The 16,213-nt window shown below is 69.5% G+C and carries 14 protein-coding genes; 5 read left to right on the top strand and 9 right to left on the bottom strand.

What is annotated here, in order from left to right:
• The first annotated feature begins 45 nt into the window (after positions 1-45).
• The 5 genes from ASC76_RS00135 (at position 46) to ASC76_RS00155 (ending at position 6,982) form a co-directional block, all read left to right on the top strand.
• Positions 46-2,400, top strand: a complete 2,355-nt coding sequence (locus ASC76_RS00135) for a xanthine dehydrogenase family protein molybdopterin-binding subunit (RefSeq protein ID WP_056460626.1) — start codon at positions 46-48, stop codon at positions 2,398-2,400.
• A gap of 207 nt (positions 2,401-2,607) precedes the next feature.
• On the top strand, positions 2,608-4,227 hold the full coding sequence (gene ggt / locus ASC76_RS00140; protein WP_235580340.1) for a gamma-glutamyltransferase: 1,620 nt from the start codon (positions 2,608-2,610) through the stop codon (positions 4,225-4,227).
• A gap of 39 nt (positions 4,228-4,266) precedes the next feature.
• Positions 4,267-4,887, top strand: coding sequence for a carboxymuconolactone decarboxylase family protein (locus tag ASC76_RS00145; RefSeq protein ID WP_056460632.1), 621 nt, complete (start codon positions 4,267-4,269; stop codon positions 4,885-4,887).
• Positions 4,888-4,903: 16 nt separating this feature from the next.
• Complete coding sequence (locus tag ASC76_RS26470) at positions 4,904-5,719, top strand: phytochelatin synthase family protein (RefSeq protein WP_162247043.1); 816 nt, start codon at positions 4,904-4,906, stop codon at positions 5,717-5,719.
• A 30-nt stretch (positions 5,720-5,749) separates the two neighbouring features.
• The gene (locus ASC76_RS00155; protein ID WP_056460635.1) at positions 5,750-6,982 is read left to right on the top strand and encodes a serine hydrolase; all 1,233 of its coding nucleotides are present in this window, start codon (positions 5,750-5,752) and stop codon (positions 6,980-6,982) included.
• Between the two features lie 10 nt (positions 6,983-6,992).
• Here ASC76_RS00155 and paaZ read toward each other — a convergent pair whose 3' ends face one another.
• Genes paaZ through ASC76_RS00200 form a run of 9 tightly spaced genes read right to left on the bottom strand, consistent with a single transcriptional unit; the run spans position 6,993 to position 16,069 of the window.
• The gene (gene paaZ, locus ASC76_RS00160; RefSeq protein ID WP_056462948.1) at positions 6,993-9,041 is read right to left on the bottom strand and encodes a phenylacetic acid degradation bifunctional protein PaaZ; all 2,049 of its coding nucleotides are present in this window, start codon (positions 9,039-9,041) and stop codon (positions 6,993-6,995) included.
• 18 nt (positions 9,042-9,059) lie between these two features.
• Positions 9,060-10,142 carry a 1,2-phenylacetyl-CoA epoxidase subunit PaaE gene (paaE, locus tag ASC76_RS00165; protein ID WP_056460638.1) on the bottom strand — a complete coding sequence of 361 codons (1,083 nt, stop codon included), beginning with the start codon at positions 10,140-10,142 and terminating at the stop codon, positions 9,060-9,062.
• Between the two features lie 23 nt (positions 10,143-10,165).
• Entirely contained in the window at positions 10,166-10,681 is a 516-nt protein-coding gene (gene paaD / locus ASC76_RS00170) for a 1,2-phenylacetyl-CoA epoxidase subunit PaaD (RefSeq protein WP_056462951.1), read from the bottom strand.
• On the bottom strand, positions 10,678-11,451 hold the full coding sequence (gene paaC / locus ASC76_RS00175) for a 1,2-phenylacetyl-CoA epoxidase subunit PaaC (protein ID WP_056460641.1): 774 nt from the start codon (positions 11,449-11,451) through the stop codon (positions 10,678-10,680). The genes paaD and paaC overlap by 4 nt, the downstream gene beginning before the upstream one ends.
• 13 nt (positions 11,452-11,464) lie before the next feature.
• Positions 11,465-11,761, bottom strand: coding sequence for a 1,2-phenylacetyl-CoA epoxidase subunit PaaB (paaB, locus tag ASC76_RS00180; RefSeq protein ID WP_056460646.1), 297 nt, complete (start codon positions 11,759-11,761; stop codon positions 11,465-11,467).
• Positions 11,758-12,759 (bottom strand): 1,2-phenylacetyl-CoA epoxidase subunit PaaA, encoded by a 1,002-nt coding sequence (gene paaA / locus ASC76_RS00185; protein WP_056460650.1) that lies wholly within the window; start codon positions 12,757-12,759, stop codon positions 11,758-11,760. The genes paaB and paaA overlap by 4 nt, the downstream gene beginning before the upstream one ends.
• An 11-nt stretch (positions 12,760-12,770) precedes the next feature.
• A complete protein-coding gene (gene paaK / locus ASC76_RS00190) occupies positions 12,771-14,075 on the bottom strand; it encodes a phenylacetate--CoA ligase PaaK (RefSeq protein ID WP_056460653.1) in 1,305 nt (434 codons plus the stop codon).
• A 25-nt stretch (positions 14,076-14,100) separates the two neighbouring features.
• Complete coding sequence (paaI, locus tag ASC76_RS00195) at positions 14,101-14,553, bottom strand: hydroxyphenylacetyl-CoA thioesterase PaaI (RefSeq protein WP_056460656.1); 453 nt, start codon at positions 14,551-14,553, stop codon at positions 14,101-14,103.
• Positions 14,546-16,069, bottom strand: a complete 1,524-nt coding sequence (locus ASC76_RS00200; RefSeq protein WP_056460659.1) for a 3-hydroxyacyl-CoA dehydrogenase — start codon at positions 16,067-16,069, stop codon at positions 14,546-14,548. The genes paaI and ASC76_RS00200 overlap by 8 nt, the downstream gene beginning before the upstream one ends.
• Positions 16,070-16,213: the final 144 nt, after the last annotated feature.

Here is a 16,213-nt window from a genome sequence, read left to right on the forward strand (position 1 = left end):
CCTGCACGCGAAGCGTCCTATCGAACATCCACGGAGAGAGTCACGATGAGCACCGTCACCAGCAACGCCACCCGCTTCGGCAGCGGCCAGGCCGTCAAGCGCGTCGAGGACGCGAGCCTGCTGGTCGGGCGCGGCCAGTTCACCGACAACGTCGTGGTCGAAGGGACGGTCCATGTCGCCTTCCTGCGTTCGCCGTACGCGCATGCGCGCATCGTCTCGGTCGACACGACCGCCGCGGCCGGGATGCCCGGCGTGATCGCGGTCTACACCGGCGCGCAGCTCGTCGCGGCCGGCGTCAAGCCGATGCCCAAGGCGGCCGGCTTCCAGCGCGCGAACGGCCAGCCACCGGCGTCGGCGGCGCGCCATGCGCTGGCGGTGGACACGGTGCGCTTCGTCGGCGAGGCGGTCGCTGCGGTCGTGGCGGAATCGCGCGACGCCGCGAAGGATGCGCTCGAAGCGGTGCTGGTCGACTACGAGGAACTGCCGGCCGTCGTCGACCCGGTGCGCGCCACCGCGCCCGGCGCGCCGGTCATCTGCCCGGACGCGCCCGACAACATCGCTGCCGAGATGCGCCACGGCAGCGTCGCCGCGACCGAGGCGGCGTTCGCGTCCGCGGCGCACCGCGTCTCGCTCGATCTGGTGAACCAGCGCCTCGCGCCGAGCCCGATGGAACCCCGCAGCATCGTCGCCGCGTTCGACGCCGCCGCGAACCACCTGACCGTGCGCCTGAGCAGCCAGATGCCGACCGGCACGCGCGGGTCGCTGGTCGATGCGATTCCCGGCCTCACGCTCGAGAACACCCGGGTCGTCGTCGGCGATGTCGGTGGCGGCTTCGGCATGAAGACCGGCATCCACCCGGAGGACATCGTCGTCGCGTACGCGGCCAAGGACTTGAAGCGCCCGGTGCGCTGGCAGGCCGAGCGGGTCGAGGAGTTCCTGTCCGCGGTGCACGGCCGCGACGTGGTCAGCCACGCCGAGATGGCGCTCGATGCGCAAGGCAAGGTGCTCGCGATGCGGGTGCGCTCGCTCGCGAACGTCGGCGCTTACGCGATGGGCGTCGGCGTCGCGATCCAGCTGCTGATCGGGCCGTGGGTCTCGACCAGCATCTACGCCATCGAGACGATCGACCTGCACTTCCTCGCGGTGATGACCAACACCACGCCGACCGGCGCCTACCGCGGCGCCGGTCGACCGGAGGCGATCTACATCACCGAGCGGCTGTTCGACGCGGCCGCGCGCGAGATGAAACTCGACCCCGCCGAGCTGCGCCGCCGCAACCTGATCGCGCCCGAGCAGATGCCGTACAAGAACGCGATGGCGCAGACCTACGACAGCGGCCGCTTCGAGCAGATCCTCGACCGCGGCCTCGCGCTCGCGGACTGGAACGGCTTCGCGGCCCGCCGCGCTGCGAGCGAGGCCAAGGGTCTGCTGCGGGGCCGCGGCCTGGCGAGCTTCCTCGAGTGGACCGGCGGCAACGTGTTCGAGGAGCGCGTGACGGTCGACATCTCGGCCGACGGCTTCATCGAGATCGTCTCGGCCACGCAGGCGATGGGGCAGGGCATCGCGACCAGCTACGTGCAGCTCGCGGTCGACGTGTTCGGCGTGCCGGTCGAGCGCATCCGCATCGTGCAGGGCGATACGGACCGTGCCAACGGCTTCGGCAGCGCCGGCTCGCGCTCGCTGTTCACCGGCGGCTCTGCCGTGCGCGTGGCCTCGGAGCGCACGATCGACAAGAGCAAGCAGCTGGCCGGCGAGGTGCTCGAGGTGGCGCCGGCCGACATCGAGTACCTGGAAGGGCGCTTCAAGGTGGTCGGCACCGATGTCGGCATCGACCTGTTCGAGCTGGCCGCGAAGCAACCCGAGCAGCACATCTTTGTCGACTCCACCAGCGCGGTCGGCGGGCCGACGTGGCCGAACGGCTGCCATGTGTGCGAGGTCGAGATCGACCCGGCCACCGGCCATGTCGACGTGGTCGCCTACAGCTCGGTCAACGACATCGGCCGCGTCGTCAGTCCGGCGATCGTCGCCGGCCAGATCGAGGGCGGCGCGGTGCAGGGCATCGGCCAGGCGCTGACCGAGCAGATCGTCTACGACCCGGACTCGGGCCAGATCCTGACCGCCAGCTACCAGGACTACGCGATGCCGCGCGCCGACATCGCAAGCCGGATGTTCACCACCGAGTTCGACACCTCGATCCCGTGCACGACCAACCTGCTCGGGGTCAAGGGCGTCGGCGAGCTCGGCACGATCGGCGCGACACCGGCCGTCGTCAACGCGGTGATCGATGCGCTGGACCATGCCGGTCACGGCCGCAAGGCCGAGCTGATCCAGATGCCGCTGACGCCGCCGCGGGTCTGGCGCGCGCTGGCCGGCGAGTTCGATCCGTCGCCGTTCGCCTGACGCCTGCGACCGGTGTAAACGCCAGCGCGCCGGGGCGCGGGCGACTCCTATAGTTCCACGGTCGGCCCTGCCGACCTTCATTCACCGTCTCAAGAGCGCCCCATGAAATTCGATTCACCCGCCCGATCGCTGCTCGCCGCAGCCCTCGTCGTCTGCTTCGCCAACGTCCACGCTGCTTCGCAGCCACCCGTGGCGGCCGAGAACGGCATGGTCGTGACCGCTCAGCACCTGGCCACCCGCGTCGGTGTCGACGTGCTGAAGGACGGCGGCAACGCGGTCGATGCCGCGGTCGCGGTCGGCTACGCGCTGGCGGTCGTCTACCCGGCGGCCGGCAACCTCGGCGGCGGCGGCTTCATGACGATCCAGCTGGCCGACGGCCGCAAGACCTTCCTCGACTTCCGCGAGAAGGCGCCGCTGGCGGCGACCGCCAACATGTACCTCGACAAGGACGGCAACGTCGTCAAGGGCCTGAGCACCAACGGCCACCTCGCGGTCGGCGTGCCGGGCACCGTCTCGGGCATGGAGCTCGCGCTGAACAAGTACGGCACGATGAAGCGTGCGGCGGTGCTCGCCCCGGCGATCAAGTATGCGCAGGACGGTTTCGTGCTCGACCAGGGCGATATCGACATGTTCCTCACGGCCACGGAGGACTTCAAGAAGGACCCGGTCTCGGCCGCGATCTTCCTGAACGGCGGCGAGCCGTTCCAGGTCGGCCAGAAGATCGTGCAGAAGGACCTGGCGCAGACGCTGAAGGCGATCAGCGACAAGGGCGAGGACGGCTTCTACAAGGGCCCCGTCGGCGCAGCGATCGTGGCCAGCAGCCAGGCCGGCAAGGGCATCATCACGCAGGCCGACCTCGACCAGTACAAGACCCGCGAGCTGAAGCCGGTCGAGTGCACCTACCGCGGCTACGGCGTCGTCTCGGCACCGCCACCGAGCTCGGGCGGCGTGGTGATCTGCGAGATCCTGAACATCCTCGAGGGCTATCCGCTGAAGGAACTGGGCTTCCGCTCGGCGCAGTCGGTGCACTACCAGATCGAAGCGATGCGCCATTCATACGTCGACCGCAACAGCTACCTCGGCGACCCCGACTTCGTGAAGAACCCGCTCGACCGCCTGCTGTCGAAGGACTACGCCGCCAAGATCCGCGCCGTGATCGACCCGGCCAAGGCCGGTGTCTCGAAGGACATCAAGCCCGGCGTCGCGCCGCATGAAGGCAGCAACACCACCCACTACTCGATCGTCGACAAGTGGGGCAACGCGGTCTCGGTCACCTACACGCTGAACGACTGGTTCGGTGCCAAGGTCACCGCCGCGAAGACCGGCGTGCTGCTGAACAACGAGATGGACGACTTCACCTCGAAGATCGGTGTGCCGAACCTGTACGGCCTGGTGCAGGGCGAGGCCAACGCCATCGCCCCGGGCAAGCGCCCGCTCAGCTCGATGAGCCCGACCATCGTCACGAAGGACGGCAAGCCGGTGATGGTGGTCGGCACGCCGGGCGGCAGCCGCATCATCACCGCGGTGCTGCACACGATCATCAACGCGATCGACTACGGCATGAACGCGCAGGAGGCGGTCGACGCGCCCAAGTTCCACCAGCAGTGGCTGCCCGAGGCGACCAACGTCGACAACTTCGCACTCAGCCCCGACACCCGCAAGATCCTCGAAGGCTGGGGCCAGAAGTTCGGCAACCCGCAGCCGGTGAATCACCTCGCGGTGATCCTGGTCGGCGCGCCATCGCTGGGCGGCAAGCCGGTGGGCAAGAACCGCTATTACGGCGCCAACGACCCGCGCCGCAACAGCGGCCTGGCGCTCGGCTACTGATCCGCGCCCCTGCGCCCGAACACCAACCGAGAGACACTGATGCACCTCAAACCGCTGGCCGCCCTGATGCTGACCTCCCTGCTCGCCACCGCCGTACACGCCGCCGAACGGCTGCCGACGATCCCGCCCGCGCAGTACAGCGACGAGCAGAAGAAGGCCGCCGAGGACTTCCTCGCCGCGCGCAAGGTGCCGGTGTTCGGCCCATTCGAGCCGCTGATGCACAGCCCGCAGGTGATGAACCAGGCGCGCGCGATGGGCGATTACCTGCGCTACAACTCGGCGATCGGCAACACGCTGAGCGAGCTGGCGATCCTGGTGACCGCGCGCGAGTGGACACAGGACTATGAGTGGTACGTGCACCAGCCGATCGCGTTGAAGATGGGCATCAAGCCGGAAGTGGCCGCCGCGATCGCCGACGGCCGGCGCCCGGCCGTGATGACCGAGGACGAGGCGATCGTCTATGACTTCTCGGTAGAACTGCACCGCAACAAGCGCGTCTCCGACGTCACCTTCGAGCGTGCCGAGAAGCGCTTCGGCAAGAAGGGCGTGGTCGATCTGACCGGCATCAACGCCTACTACGCGCTGCTGGCGATGCAGCTGAACGTCGCGCAGTACCAGCTGCCCAAGGATGGCAAGCGGCTGGTGCGGCTGCCCGAGTAGTCGCGCAGCGCGCCCGATGCCGACGATCCCGATCTGGCTGGCCCGTGCGGCCGGCGCCGTGTTGGTGGGCGCGGTGCTCGGCTGTCAGGCGCCGCGCACGATCACCGCACCGGCACCCGTTGCCGATGCGGCCCTGGTCGCGATGGCCTCGGACGAAGGCCTGGCGCGCCTCGGCCGCGCGACCGCGAAGGCGGATTTCGCGGCGCTCGCCAACCAGTTCGAGGCGCAGATCAACGGCGCGTTCTGCGGCCCGACCAGCGCCGCGATCGTGCTGAACGCGGTGAGCAGCCGCAGCGCCACGCTGCCGCGCGACCACGACCGGCTGCGGCCCGATGATCTGCGCCACCTCCCGACTGGCGCCGACCCGATCGTGCCGCGCTACACGCCCGACCTCGTGATCGCGAAGGGCGCGAAGACCCGCGCGCAGGTACTCGGCGAACCGGTCGTGATCAACGGCAGGACGACGCGCGACTTCGGCTACCAGCTGCGCCAGTTCGACGAGATGCTGCGCGCCAACGGCCTGGCCACGCGCGTCGTCGTGGTCGACGAGGCGAAGCCCGAGGCCGAAATCCGCGCCGACCTGATCGCCAACCTGATGCACGCCGACGATTACGCCATCGTCAACTACCGGCGCGAGGCGGTGGGGCAGAAGGGCGGCGGCCACATATCGCCGCTCGGCGCGTACGACGCCGCGTCCGACTCGTTCCTCGTGCTCGACGTGAACCCGGCCGCCGCGAGCTGGGTCTGGATGCCGACCGCGACGCTGGTCAAGGGGATGCGCACCTTCGACACGGTCGAGAACCGGGGTTACGTGCTCGTGTCGCCGCGCTGACGCGGCATTTCTCGCTGCGAAGGGGATCGCATGAAGTTCAAGAACATCGCGCTCGGCCTGCTGGCCGCGCTGGGCGTGGCCGCGGCGGTCGGCTGGTCCAGCCTCGACAAGGAAACCCGCGCGCTGCTCGCGACGCTGCCGACCAACCGCGACCTGCTGTTCTGGAGCCAGGCGCAGCGCGACGCCGGATTCCGCGCGCTCGACCGGTTGCCGATCCTCGCCAAGTCGCACGTCGTGGCGGCCGGCCCGACACCGTCGCCGCTGCCACCGGGACCGCCGCTGAAGCTCGCGGTCGATGTCGACGCCTACATGGCCGGCCAGCGCAGCGCCGCGCTGCTGGTGCTGCACGACGGCAAGCTCAGGCTGGAGCGCTACGGTCTCGGCTTCGACCGTGACGGGCGCTGGACCAGCTTCTCGGTGGCCAAGTCCGTGACCTCGACGCTGGTCGGCGCCGCGATCCGCGACGGCTTCATCCGCAGCATGGACGACAAGGTCAGCGACTACCTGCCGCAGATGAAGGGCTCGGCGTACGACGACGTGAGCCTGCGCCAGCTGCTGACGATGACCTCCGGCGTGCGCTGGAACGAGGACTACGCCGATCCGAACTCCGACGTCGCCCGCTTCAACAACCACCAACCCGAGGACGGCGTCGACGCGCTCGTCAGCTACATGCGCCGCCTGCCGCGCGAGGCGCCGGCCGGGCAGCGCTGGCACTACAGCACCGGCGAGACCAACCTGGTCGGCGTGCTGCTCGCCGCGGCCGTGAAGAAGTCGCTGGCGACCTATCTGTCCGAGAAGATCTGGGTGCCGGCCGGCATGGAGCAGCAGGCCACCTGGCTGCTGAGCCGCACCGGCAAGGAGATCAGCGGCTGCTGCCTGCAGGCCGCGTCACGCGACTTCGCGCGGCTCGGGCAGTTCATCCTGAACGGCGCGCGCGTCGACGGCCAGAGCATCGTGCCCGACGGCTGGCTGCTGGAAGCGACCACCGAGCGCACCGGCATCGGCCAGCCGGGCCGCGGCTACGGCTACCAGTGGTGGACCTACACGGACGGCAGCTTCGCCGCCCGCGGCATCTTCGGCCAGGGCATCTTCATCGACCCGAAGCGCAAGCTCGTGATCGCCTCGAACGCCGACTGGGGCGCCGGTGCGACCGACCGCACCGCGAGCCAGGCGCGCGACGCGTTCTATCGCGCGGTGCAGCAGGCCATCGACGACGAGCCCGCGAGCGCGGGCGCGGCGGTCAACGCCGCCGCGGCGCGTTGAGCGCGCGCGCTCAGCCCCGCTTCGCCACCAGCGTCAGGATGTCGTAGCTCGCGACGACCTCGTCGTTCTGGTTGGTGACTTCCACGTCCCACGCGACGACGCCCTGGCCCACGCCGTTGGCGTCCTTCTTGTTGCGGTCGATCTTGCGCTTGGCGGTCAGCCGCGCGCGGATCGTGTCGCCGATGCCGACCGGCTTGATGAAGCGCAGCGTGTCCAGCCCGTAGTTCGCGAGCACCGGGCCGGGCGCCGGCGAGACGAACAGGCCGGCCGCGGCCGAGAGCACGAAGTAGCCGTGCGCGATGCGCTTGCCGAACGGGCTCTCCCTGGCCGCGATCTCGTCGAAGTGCATGTAGAAGTAATCGCCCGAGATGCCGCCGAACGCGACGATGTCGGCCTCGCCGACAGTGCGGCGGTGGGTCAGCAGCGAGTCGCCGATCTTCAGGTCCTCGAAGTGGCTGCGGAACGGGTGGATCGGCGTGTCGTTCACCTTCGCGCCGCGGATGTGCTCGCCGGTCACCGCCGCGAGCATCGTCGGCGAGCCCTGCACCGCCGCGCGCTGCAGGTAGTGCTTGACGGCGCGGATGCCGCCCAGCTCTTCGCCGCCACCGGCGCGGCCCGGGCCGCCGTGCTTCAGCAGCGGCAGCGGCGAGCCGTGGCCGGTCGATTCGGCGGCAGCCTCGCGGTCGAGGATCAGCAGCCGGCCGTGCAACGCGGCGGCGGCCGGGATCACGCGCGCGGCGATCGCCGGGCTCTTCGTGACCAGCGACGCGACAAGGCTGCCCTTGCCCTTGGCGGCGAGTGCGATGGCCTCGTCGATGCCGTCGTACGGCATCAGCGTGCTGACCGGACCGAAGGCTTCGACGTCGTGCACCGCGTCGTGCGTCATCGGGTGGCGGCTGAGCAGCAGCGTCGGCGCGAAGAACGCCCCTTCGGCCACGCCGTCGCCGAGCGGCGCGAAGCCGTCGCGCGCGCCGTGGATGAGCTCGGCTCCCTGCAGCAGCGTGGCGACCCGCTCGGACACGTCGTCGAACTGCGCGCGCGAGGCGAGCGCCCCCATCCGCACGTCCTCGCGCGACGGGTCGCCGATCACCATCTTCTTCAGCCGCGCACTGAGCTTCGCGGCGACAGCGTCGAGCTGCGCGCGCGGCACGATCGCGCGCCGGATCGCGGTGCACTTCTGGCCCGCCTTGACGGTCATCTCGCGCGCGACCTCCTTGACGAACAGGTCGAACTCCTCGTCGTCGGGCGTCACGTCGTCGCCGAGGATCGCGCAGTTCAGCGAGTCGGCCTCGGCGTTGAACGGGATCGAGTGGCGCACCAGGTTCGGGTGCACGCGCAGCTTGGCGGCCGTGTCGGCCGAGCCGGTGAAGGTGACGACGTCCCGGCCGTCGAGCCGGTCGAGCAGGTCGCCGGTGCCGCCGATCACGAGCTGCAGCGCGCCCTCGGGCAGGATGCCGGATTGCTGGATCAGCCGCACCGCCGCTTCGGTCAGGTAGCTCGTCGCGGTCGCGGGCTTGCCGATGCACGGCATGCCGGCGAGAAAGGCCGGCGCGAACTTCTCGAGCAGGCCCCAGACCGGGAAGTTGAACGCGTTGATGTGCACCGCGATGCCGCCGCGCGGCACCAGGATGTGGGTGCCCTGGAAGCGACCGGTCTTGCCGAGCAGAACAGCCGGCCCCTCGTGCACGAGGTTGCCGGAGGGCAGCTCGTTGCTGCCGACGCTCGCATACGCGAACAGCGTGCCGCTGCCGCCCTCGATGTCGATCCAGCTGTCGGTGCGGGTGGCGCCGGTGTGGGCCGAGATCGCGTAGAGCGTCTCCTTGTGCTCGTTCAGGTACTTGGCCAGTGCCTTCAGGCGCTCGGCGCGCTGCTGGAAATCGAGTGCCATCAGCGCGGGCAGGCCGACGTGGCGTGCGTGCGCGACCGCCTCGCCGAAGTCGATCGCCTCGGCGTGCGTGCTGTAGACCGGCTTGCCGTTGATCGCGCTGTGCAGCGCCTGCGCAGCCTGGGTGCCGAGCCAGCGGCCGCCGATGTAGCTTTGAAGCGTGGGGGTGGTCATCATCGATTCCTGTATTGATCAGCGCTCGTCGAACGACAGCGTCACGGTCGGGGTCAGCGGATGCGCCTGGCAGGTCAGCACGAAGCCGTTCGCGACCTCGTTCTTGTCGAGCGCGAAGTTGCGCTCCATGCGCACCTCGCCGGAGATGCACTTGGCGCGGCAGGTGCCGCACACGCCCGAGGTGCACGAGAACGGCACTTCGAGCCCGGCCGCCGAGGCCGCGTCGAGGATGCTCGGCTGGTCCTTCGTGAAGCTGATCTCGCGCGACAGGCCGTCGCGGATGATCGTCACGCGCGCCGTCTCGGCGTCGCCCGGCTTCGCCTCGTGGATCACGGCGCCGACGGCTTGCGCTTGCGGCGCCAGCCCGAAGCGCTCGATGTGGATGCGCTCCTCCGGCACACCGGCCGCGAGCAGCGCCGCCTCGGCCTCGTCGTTCATCTGGAACGGGCCGCAGACGAACGCGTGGTCGATGCTCTCGGCCGGCACCACGTTGCGCAGGAACTCGCCGATCTTGTCGCGGTTCATCACGCCCATGTTGAGCGGCGCGTCGGTGTGCTCGTCGGAGAAAACGTGGTGCAGGGTCAGGCGCGTCAGGTACTTGTTCTTGAGGTCCTCGATCTCTTCCTTGAACATCGTCGACTTGAGCTGGCGGTTGCCGTAGATCAGCGTGAAGCGGCTCAGCGGTTCGCGCGCGAGCACCGTCTTCATCGTCGACAGGATCGGGGTCACACCGCTGCCGCCGGCGATGCCCACATGATGGCGGCGCGCGGCCGGCTCGATCGGCACGAAGAAGCGGCCCTGCGGCGCCATCACGCTGATCGTGTCGCCGTGCGCGAGGTGCTCGTTGATCCAGTTGGAGAACACGCCGCCCCTGACCTTGCGCACGCCGACGCGCAACTCGCCGTCGTCGACGCCGGCGCAGATCGAGTACGAGCGGCGCAGATCCTGGCCGTCGATCTCCTTGCGCAGCGTCAGGTACTGCCCTTGCGTGAAGCTGAAGACATTACGCAGTTCGTCCGGCACGTCGAACGAGACGACGACGGCCTCGGCCGTGTCGGGCAGGATCGCGCGCACGCGCAGCGGGTGGAAGATGACGCTCATCGTGGTGGTCTCCGCCGGACTTGTCAGATCGGCTTGAAATGTTCGAACGGTTCCAGGCAGGCGAGGCAGCGCCAGGTCGCCTTGCAGGCGGTGGAGCCGAACGCGGCGAGTTGCTCGGTGTTCTGGCTGCCGCAGCGCGGGCAGGCGAGGGGCTTGAGGCGCGGGCGGCCGATGAAGCGGATGGGCACGGCGCCATCGTCACGCGTCGGCGATGGCGGCGCGATGCCGTAGGCCAGCATCTTCGCGCGGCCCTCGGCGCTGATCCAGTCGGTCGTCCAGGCCGGCGCGCGGCGCAGCGTGACGCGCGCGGCGCCGAGGCCGGCCGCGGCGATGGCCTTCAGCACGTCGGCCTCAATCACCTCGGTCGCGGGGCAGCCCGAGTAGGTCGGCGTCAGCACGATCTCCAGGCCGTCGTCGTGTTCGATCACGTCGCGCACGATGCCGAGGTCCCGCACCGAGACGGCGGGGACTTCGGGGTCGAGCACGGTGGAGAGCACCTCCCACGCGCGCGCGACCCGCGACGCCGTGGACAGGTTCACCACGCGCCTCCGGGATACGCACGCTGCAGATACTGCATCTCGGTCAGGATGAAGCCCATGTGCTCGCTGTGCACGCCGCGCGTGCCGGTCGGGCGGAAGCCCGAGGCGGGGGGCAGCGCGAGGCCGGCTTCGTCGAACACCGCGGTGATCTCGGCGATCCAGGGCTCCTGCAGATCGGCCCAGCGCGGACCGAGGCCCGTGGCGAGCGCGTGGTTGTCGACCGCGTCGGCGCCGAACAGTTCGCTGGTGTAGCGCCACAGGTCGTCGAGCGCGGTGTCGACGCGGCGGCGCGCCTCCTCGGTGCTGTCGGCGAGCCGCACGACCCAGTCGGCGGCGTGCTGCTGGTGGTAACGCACTTCCTTGACGGCCTTGCCGGCGATCGCGGCGACCTCGGCATCGGTCGAATCGAGCAGCCGCTCCCACAGCAGCTTGGACCAGGTCGCGATGAACAGGTTGCGCAGCACGGTGAACGCGAAGTCGCCGCGCGGCAATTCGACCAGCGTCGCATTGAAGTAGTCGCGCTCGTCGCGCAGGAACGCGAGCTGGTCCTCGTCGTGGCCGCGGCCTTCGAGCTCGCCGGCCCGCGTCAGCAGCGCGCGCGACTGGCCGACCAGGTCGAGCGCCATGTTCGACAGCGCGATGTCTTCCTCGAGTGCCGGCGCATGGCCGCACCATTCGGCGATGCGCTGCGCCAGGATCAGGTTCGTGTCGGCGATGCGCAGCAGGTACTGGACCTCGGGCGCACGCTGGAGTTGGATCGAAGCGGTCATGGTCGGCACGCGCTCACATGTGGTCGAGCGACTTGGGCAGCTCGTAGAAGGTCGGGTGGCGGTAGACCTTGTCCTCGGCCGGGTCGAAGTACATCGCCTTGTCGGCCGGATCGCTCGCGACGATCTGGTCCGAGCGCACCACCCACACGCTCACGCCTTCCTGGCGCCGCGTGTAGACATCGCGCCCCATCTGGATCGCCATCTTCGCGTCAGCGGCGTGCAGGCTGCCGCAGTGCTTGTGGTCAAGGCCCGCCTTGCTGCGGACGAACACTTCCCACAGCGGCCATTCGTGTTGCAGATCGGCGCTCATGCGGCCTCCTTCATCGTTTGCTTGTTGGCGTGGACCATGGCCGCCTCGCGCACCCAGGCCCCGTCGTCCCAGGCCTTGACGCGCGCAGCGAGGCGCTCCTTGTTGCACGGTCCGTCGCCGGCCAGCACGCGCTTGAATTCGCTCCAGTCGATCGCGCCATAGTCGTACGACTGGCGCGCCTCGTTCCACTTCAAATCGGGATCGGGCAGCGTGACGCCGAGCAGCTTCGCCTGGTCGACCGTGGCGTCGATGAACTTCTGGCGCAGCTCGTCGTTGCTGACGCGCTTGATGCCCCAGCGCATCGACTGCGCGCTGTTCGGGCTCTGGTCGTCCGGCGGCCCGAACATCATGATCGACGGCCACCACCAGCGGTTCACCGCGTCCTGCACCATCGCCTTCTGCGCGTCGGTGCCGTGGGTCATCATCGTCAGCAGCGCCTCGTAGCCCTGGCGCTGGTGGAAACTCTCCTCGCGGCAGATGCGGATCATCGCGCGCGCATACGGGGCGTACGAGCAGCGGCAGATCGGCACCTGGTTCATGATCGCCGCACCGTCGACCAGCCAGCCGATCGTGCCCATGTCGGCCCAGCTCAGCGTCGGGTAGTTGAAGATCGAGCTGTACTTGGCCTTGCCGGAATGCAGCGCGTCGAAAAGCTGGTCGCGGCTCGTGCCCAGCGTCTCGGCGGCGGCGTAGAGGTACAGGCCGTGGCCGCCCTCGTCCTGCACCTTGGCCAGCAGAATCGCCTTGCGCTTGAGCGTCGGCGCGCGGCCGATCCAGTTGCCCTCGGGCAGCATGCCGACGATCTCGGAGTGCGCGTGCTGGCTGATCTGCCGCACCAGCGTCTTGCGGTAGTGCTCGGGCATCCAGTCCTTCGCCTCGATGAAATCGCCGGCGTCGATGCGGGCATCGAAGCGTTCCTGCAGCTGCAGTTCCTCGGCCGAACGCAGCGCCTTCGGCGCCTCGTCCTTGCCCATCGTGTCCATTGCTTGCGTATACATGGCGTCGTCCTTTACTTGGGTCGCTTGTCGATGACGCGGCGGGCCTTGCCCGTCAACGTGCGTTCGATCGAATCGGGCGTCAGCACCTTCACCTTGGTCGAGATGCCCACCAGCGTCTTCACGCGGTGCTGCACCCACACGGCGATCTCGTTCGCATCGCCGTCGGCGCCGGGTTGCATCTCGCAGTGCACCTCGACCTCGTCCATCAGCCCGTCCCGGCTCACGTGCACCTGGTACTGGCCGGAGAGCTTGTCGTGCGCCAGCACGATCTCCTCGATCTGGGTCGGGAAGACGTTGACGCCGCGGATGATCAGCATGTCGTCGCTGCGGCCGACGATCTTGCCCATGCGGCGGAATGCGCGCGCGGTCGGTGGCAGCAGGCGCGTGAGGTCGCGCGTGCGGTAGCGGATGATCGGCAGCGCCTCTTTCGTCAGCGAGGTGAACACGAGTTCGCCCTCGCTACCGTCGGGCAGCACCTCGCCGGTGTCGGGGTCGATGATCTCGGGCAGGAAATGGTCTTCCCACACCACCGGGCCGTCCTTGGTTTCGACGCACTCGCTCGCCACGCCCGGGCCCATCACTTCGCTGAGGCCGTAGATGTCGACCGCGTCGATGCCGGCCTTGGTCTCGATCTCGCGGCGCATCGCCTCGGTCCACGGCTCGGCGCCGAAGATGCCGATCTTCAGCGAGGTCTCGCGCGGGTCGATGCCGCGGCGCGTCATCTCCTCGATGATCACCTGCATGTAGCTCGGCGTGACCATGATGATCTTCGGCTGGAAGTCCTGGATCAGCTGGATCTGCTTCTCGGTCTGCCCGCCCGACATCGGGATCACCGTGCAGCCCAGCCGCTCGGCGCCGTAGTGCGCGCCCAGGCCGCCGGTGAACAGGCCGTAGCCGTAGGCGATCTGGATGATGTCGCCCTTGCGCCCGCCGGCCGCGCGGATCGAACGCGCCACCAGGTCGGCCCAGTTCGAGATGTCGTTCGCGGTGTAGCCGACCACGGTCGGCTTGCCGGTCGTGCCGCTCGACGCATGCAGCCGCACCACCTCTTCGCGCGGCACCGCGAACAGGCCGAACGGGTAGTTGTCGCGCAGGTCCTTCTTGACCGTGAACGGGAACTTCGCCAGGTCGGCGAGCTGCTTCAGGTCGTCCGGGTGCACGCCTTTCGCATCGAACGCCTGCTTGTAGTGCGGCACGTTCGCGTAGGCGCGCTGCAGCGTCGTCTTCAGGCGCTGCAGCTGCAGCGCGGCGATCTCGTCGCGGCTGGCCGTCTCGATCCGGTCGAGTTCTCCGGGCGCGGGGTGTCGGGCTGACATGGTCGATGGGTCTCCTGTGCGTGGGTCAGCCGGCGGTGCGGTCGGGGACCGCCGGCTTGCCCTTCATCGTGTACGAGCGGCCGCGGAACAGCGCGACCCGTTCGCCGCGCTGGTTCGTGACCTCGGTGTCGTAGACGCCGGTGCGGCCGGCCTTGGTGACCTCGCTGCAGCGCGCGGTCAACACGTCGCCGCCGCGGCCCGGCGCAACGAAGTCGACCGCGAAGCCGGAGGCCACGGTCAGCTCGTCGTACGAGTTGCAGGCGAACGCGAAGGCCGAATCGGCGAGCGTGGCGATCAGCCCGCCGTGGCAGATGTCGTGGCCGTTCAGCATGTCGTCGCGCACCGGCATCGTCAGCGTCGCGCGGCCGGGGGCGATCTCGACGATCGTCATGCCGAGCATCTTGGTCGCGCGGTCGTTCGCGAGCATGCCGTCGCGCACGTGCTCGGCGGTCGCTTGAGCGTCGCGCGGCTCAACCATGGAAGCGCGCGCCGGTGTGCTGCAGCCGCGACAACCGGGGCGCACGCCGGTAACGCACTTCGCCGTAGTGCGCCTGCAGGTTCGCGAGCACGGTCGCGACGCGCGCCGCGCCGAGTGCATCGGCCCAGGCCAGCGGGCCCACCGGGTACGCGGTGCCGAGCACCATCGAGGTGTCGATGTCCTTCGCGGTCGTGCCGGTCCAGGTCATCACGTCGGCGCCTTCGTTCGCGAGGCAGCAGACGATGCGCATCAGCGCCAGGCCGGCCACGTCGTCGAGTTCGATCAGCGCGATCTTCGCGGCCTGCAGCAGCCCCGCCAGGGCCGGCAGGCGCGCGGCGGCCGCCGGGCTGGCGGTGGCGCCGAGCGTCGTCGTGGTCGAGAAGTCGCGCGCGAGGTCGAGCAGGATCAGCGCGCCGCTGGCGGCGTCCGCGCTGCGCTGCGCGGCGGTGCGTCCGTCGGTGAGCGCGATGCGCAGGTCGCCGATCGCCAGCGTTTCGGCCGGCAGGTCGGTGCGGCGCACGATGTGCACGCCGGCGCCGAGCAGGCGCTCGACCAGCGGTGCGAGCAGGCCGGCCTCTGCTGCCACGTCGAGCGTGCCGTTGCCGTCCGCCGGCGCCACGGTCGCGACGACCGGGGCGGCCACGTCCTTGCCGTAGGCATAGAAGCCGCGCCCGCTCTTGCGGCCGAAGCGCCCGCTGCGCACCAGTTCCTGCTGGATCAGGTGCGGCGCGTAGCGCGGGTCGTAGGCGGTGGCCTGGAACACCGACTCGCTGACCGAGAGGTTCACGTCCAGCCCGATCAGGTCCATCAGCTCGAACGGGCCGAGTGCGAAGCCGCCGGCCTCGCGCATCAGCCGGTCGATCGCCGGCGCGGGCGCGATGCGCTCGGCCAGCAGGCGCAGCCCTTCGGCGTAGTACGGCCGCGCGACGCGGTTGACGATGAAGCCCGGCGCGTTCGGCGCATCGACCGAGGTCTTGCCCCAGGCCTTCGACAACGCATGCATCGCCGGCACCAGCGCGGGGTCGGTCTCGACGCCGGCGATCACCTCCACCAGCTTCATCCGCGTGGCCGGGTTGAAGAAGTGCCAGCCGATCAACCGCTGCGGCCGCTGCAGGCCCTGCGCGACCGCGGTGATCGAGATCGACGACGTGTTGGTCGCGAGCACCGCGTCCGGCCCGAGCGCGGCCTCGAGCTGCGCGAAGACCTGGCGCTTGACCTCGAGCTTCTCGACGATCGCCTCGACGACCAGCCCGCAGCCCGCGAGCGCGGCGATCGAATCCGCCACCGTGATGCGGCCGTGCACGGCATCGCGCTCGGCGGCGTCGAGCTTGCCACGCTTGACGGCGCCATCCAGGTCGGCACCGATGCGCGTCAGCGCCGCTGCGGCGGCGCCGGCCTGTGCGTCATGCAGGCGCACTGCGTGGCCCGACTGCGCGGCCAGCTGCGCGATGCCGGCACCCATGCTGCCGGCGCCGATGACGGCGACGGTCGTCTGCTTGTTCAACGAATAGCCCATGAAAACCTTTGCCAGCGGAAGGGGAGGCAGCCAGTGTGCGGCGCGCCCGGGAATCGGTCAAAAGGGCTTGCGAGTGCCCCGACAAAACATATTCGACCGTCCGGTCGGTAAATAATACGGTCGGACCGGGGCGATTGCAAGCGC

The organism is Rhizobacter sp. Root404 (assembly GCF_001425865.1).
Taxonomy (GTDB): Bacteria; Pseudomonadota; Gammaproteobacteria; order Burkholderiales; family Burkholderiaceae_C; genus LMDS01.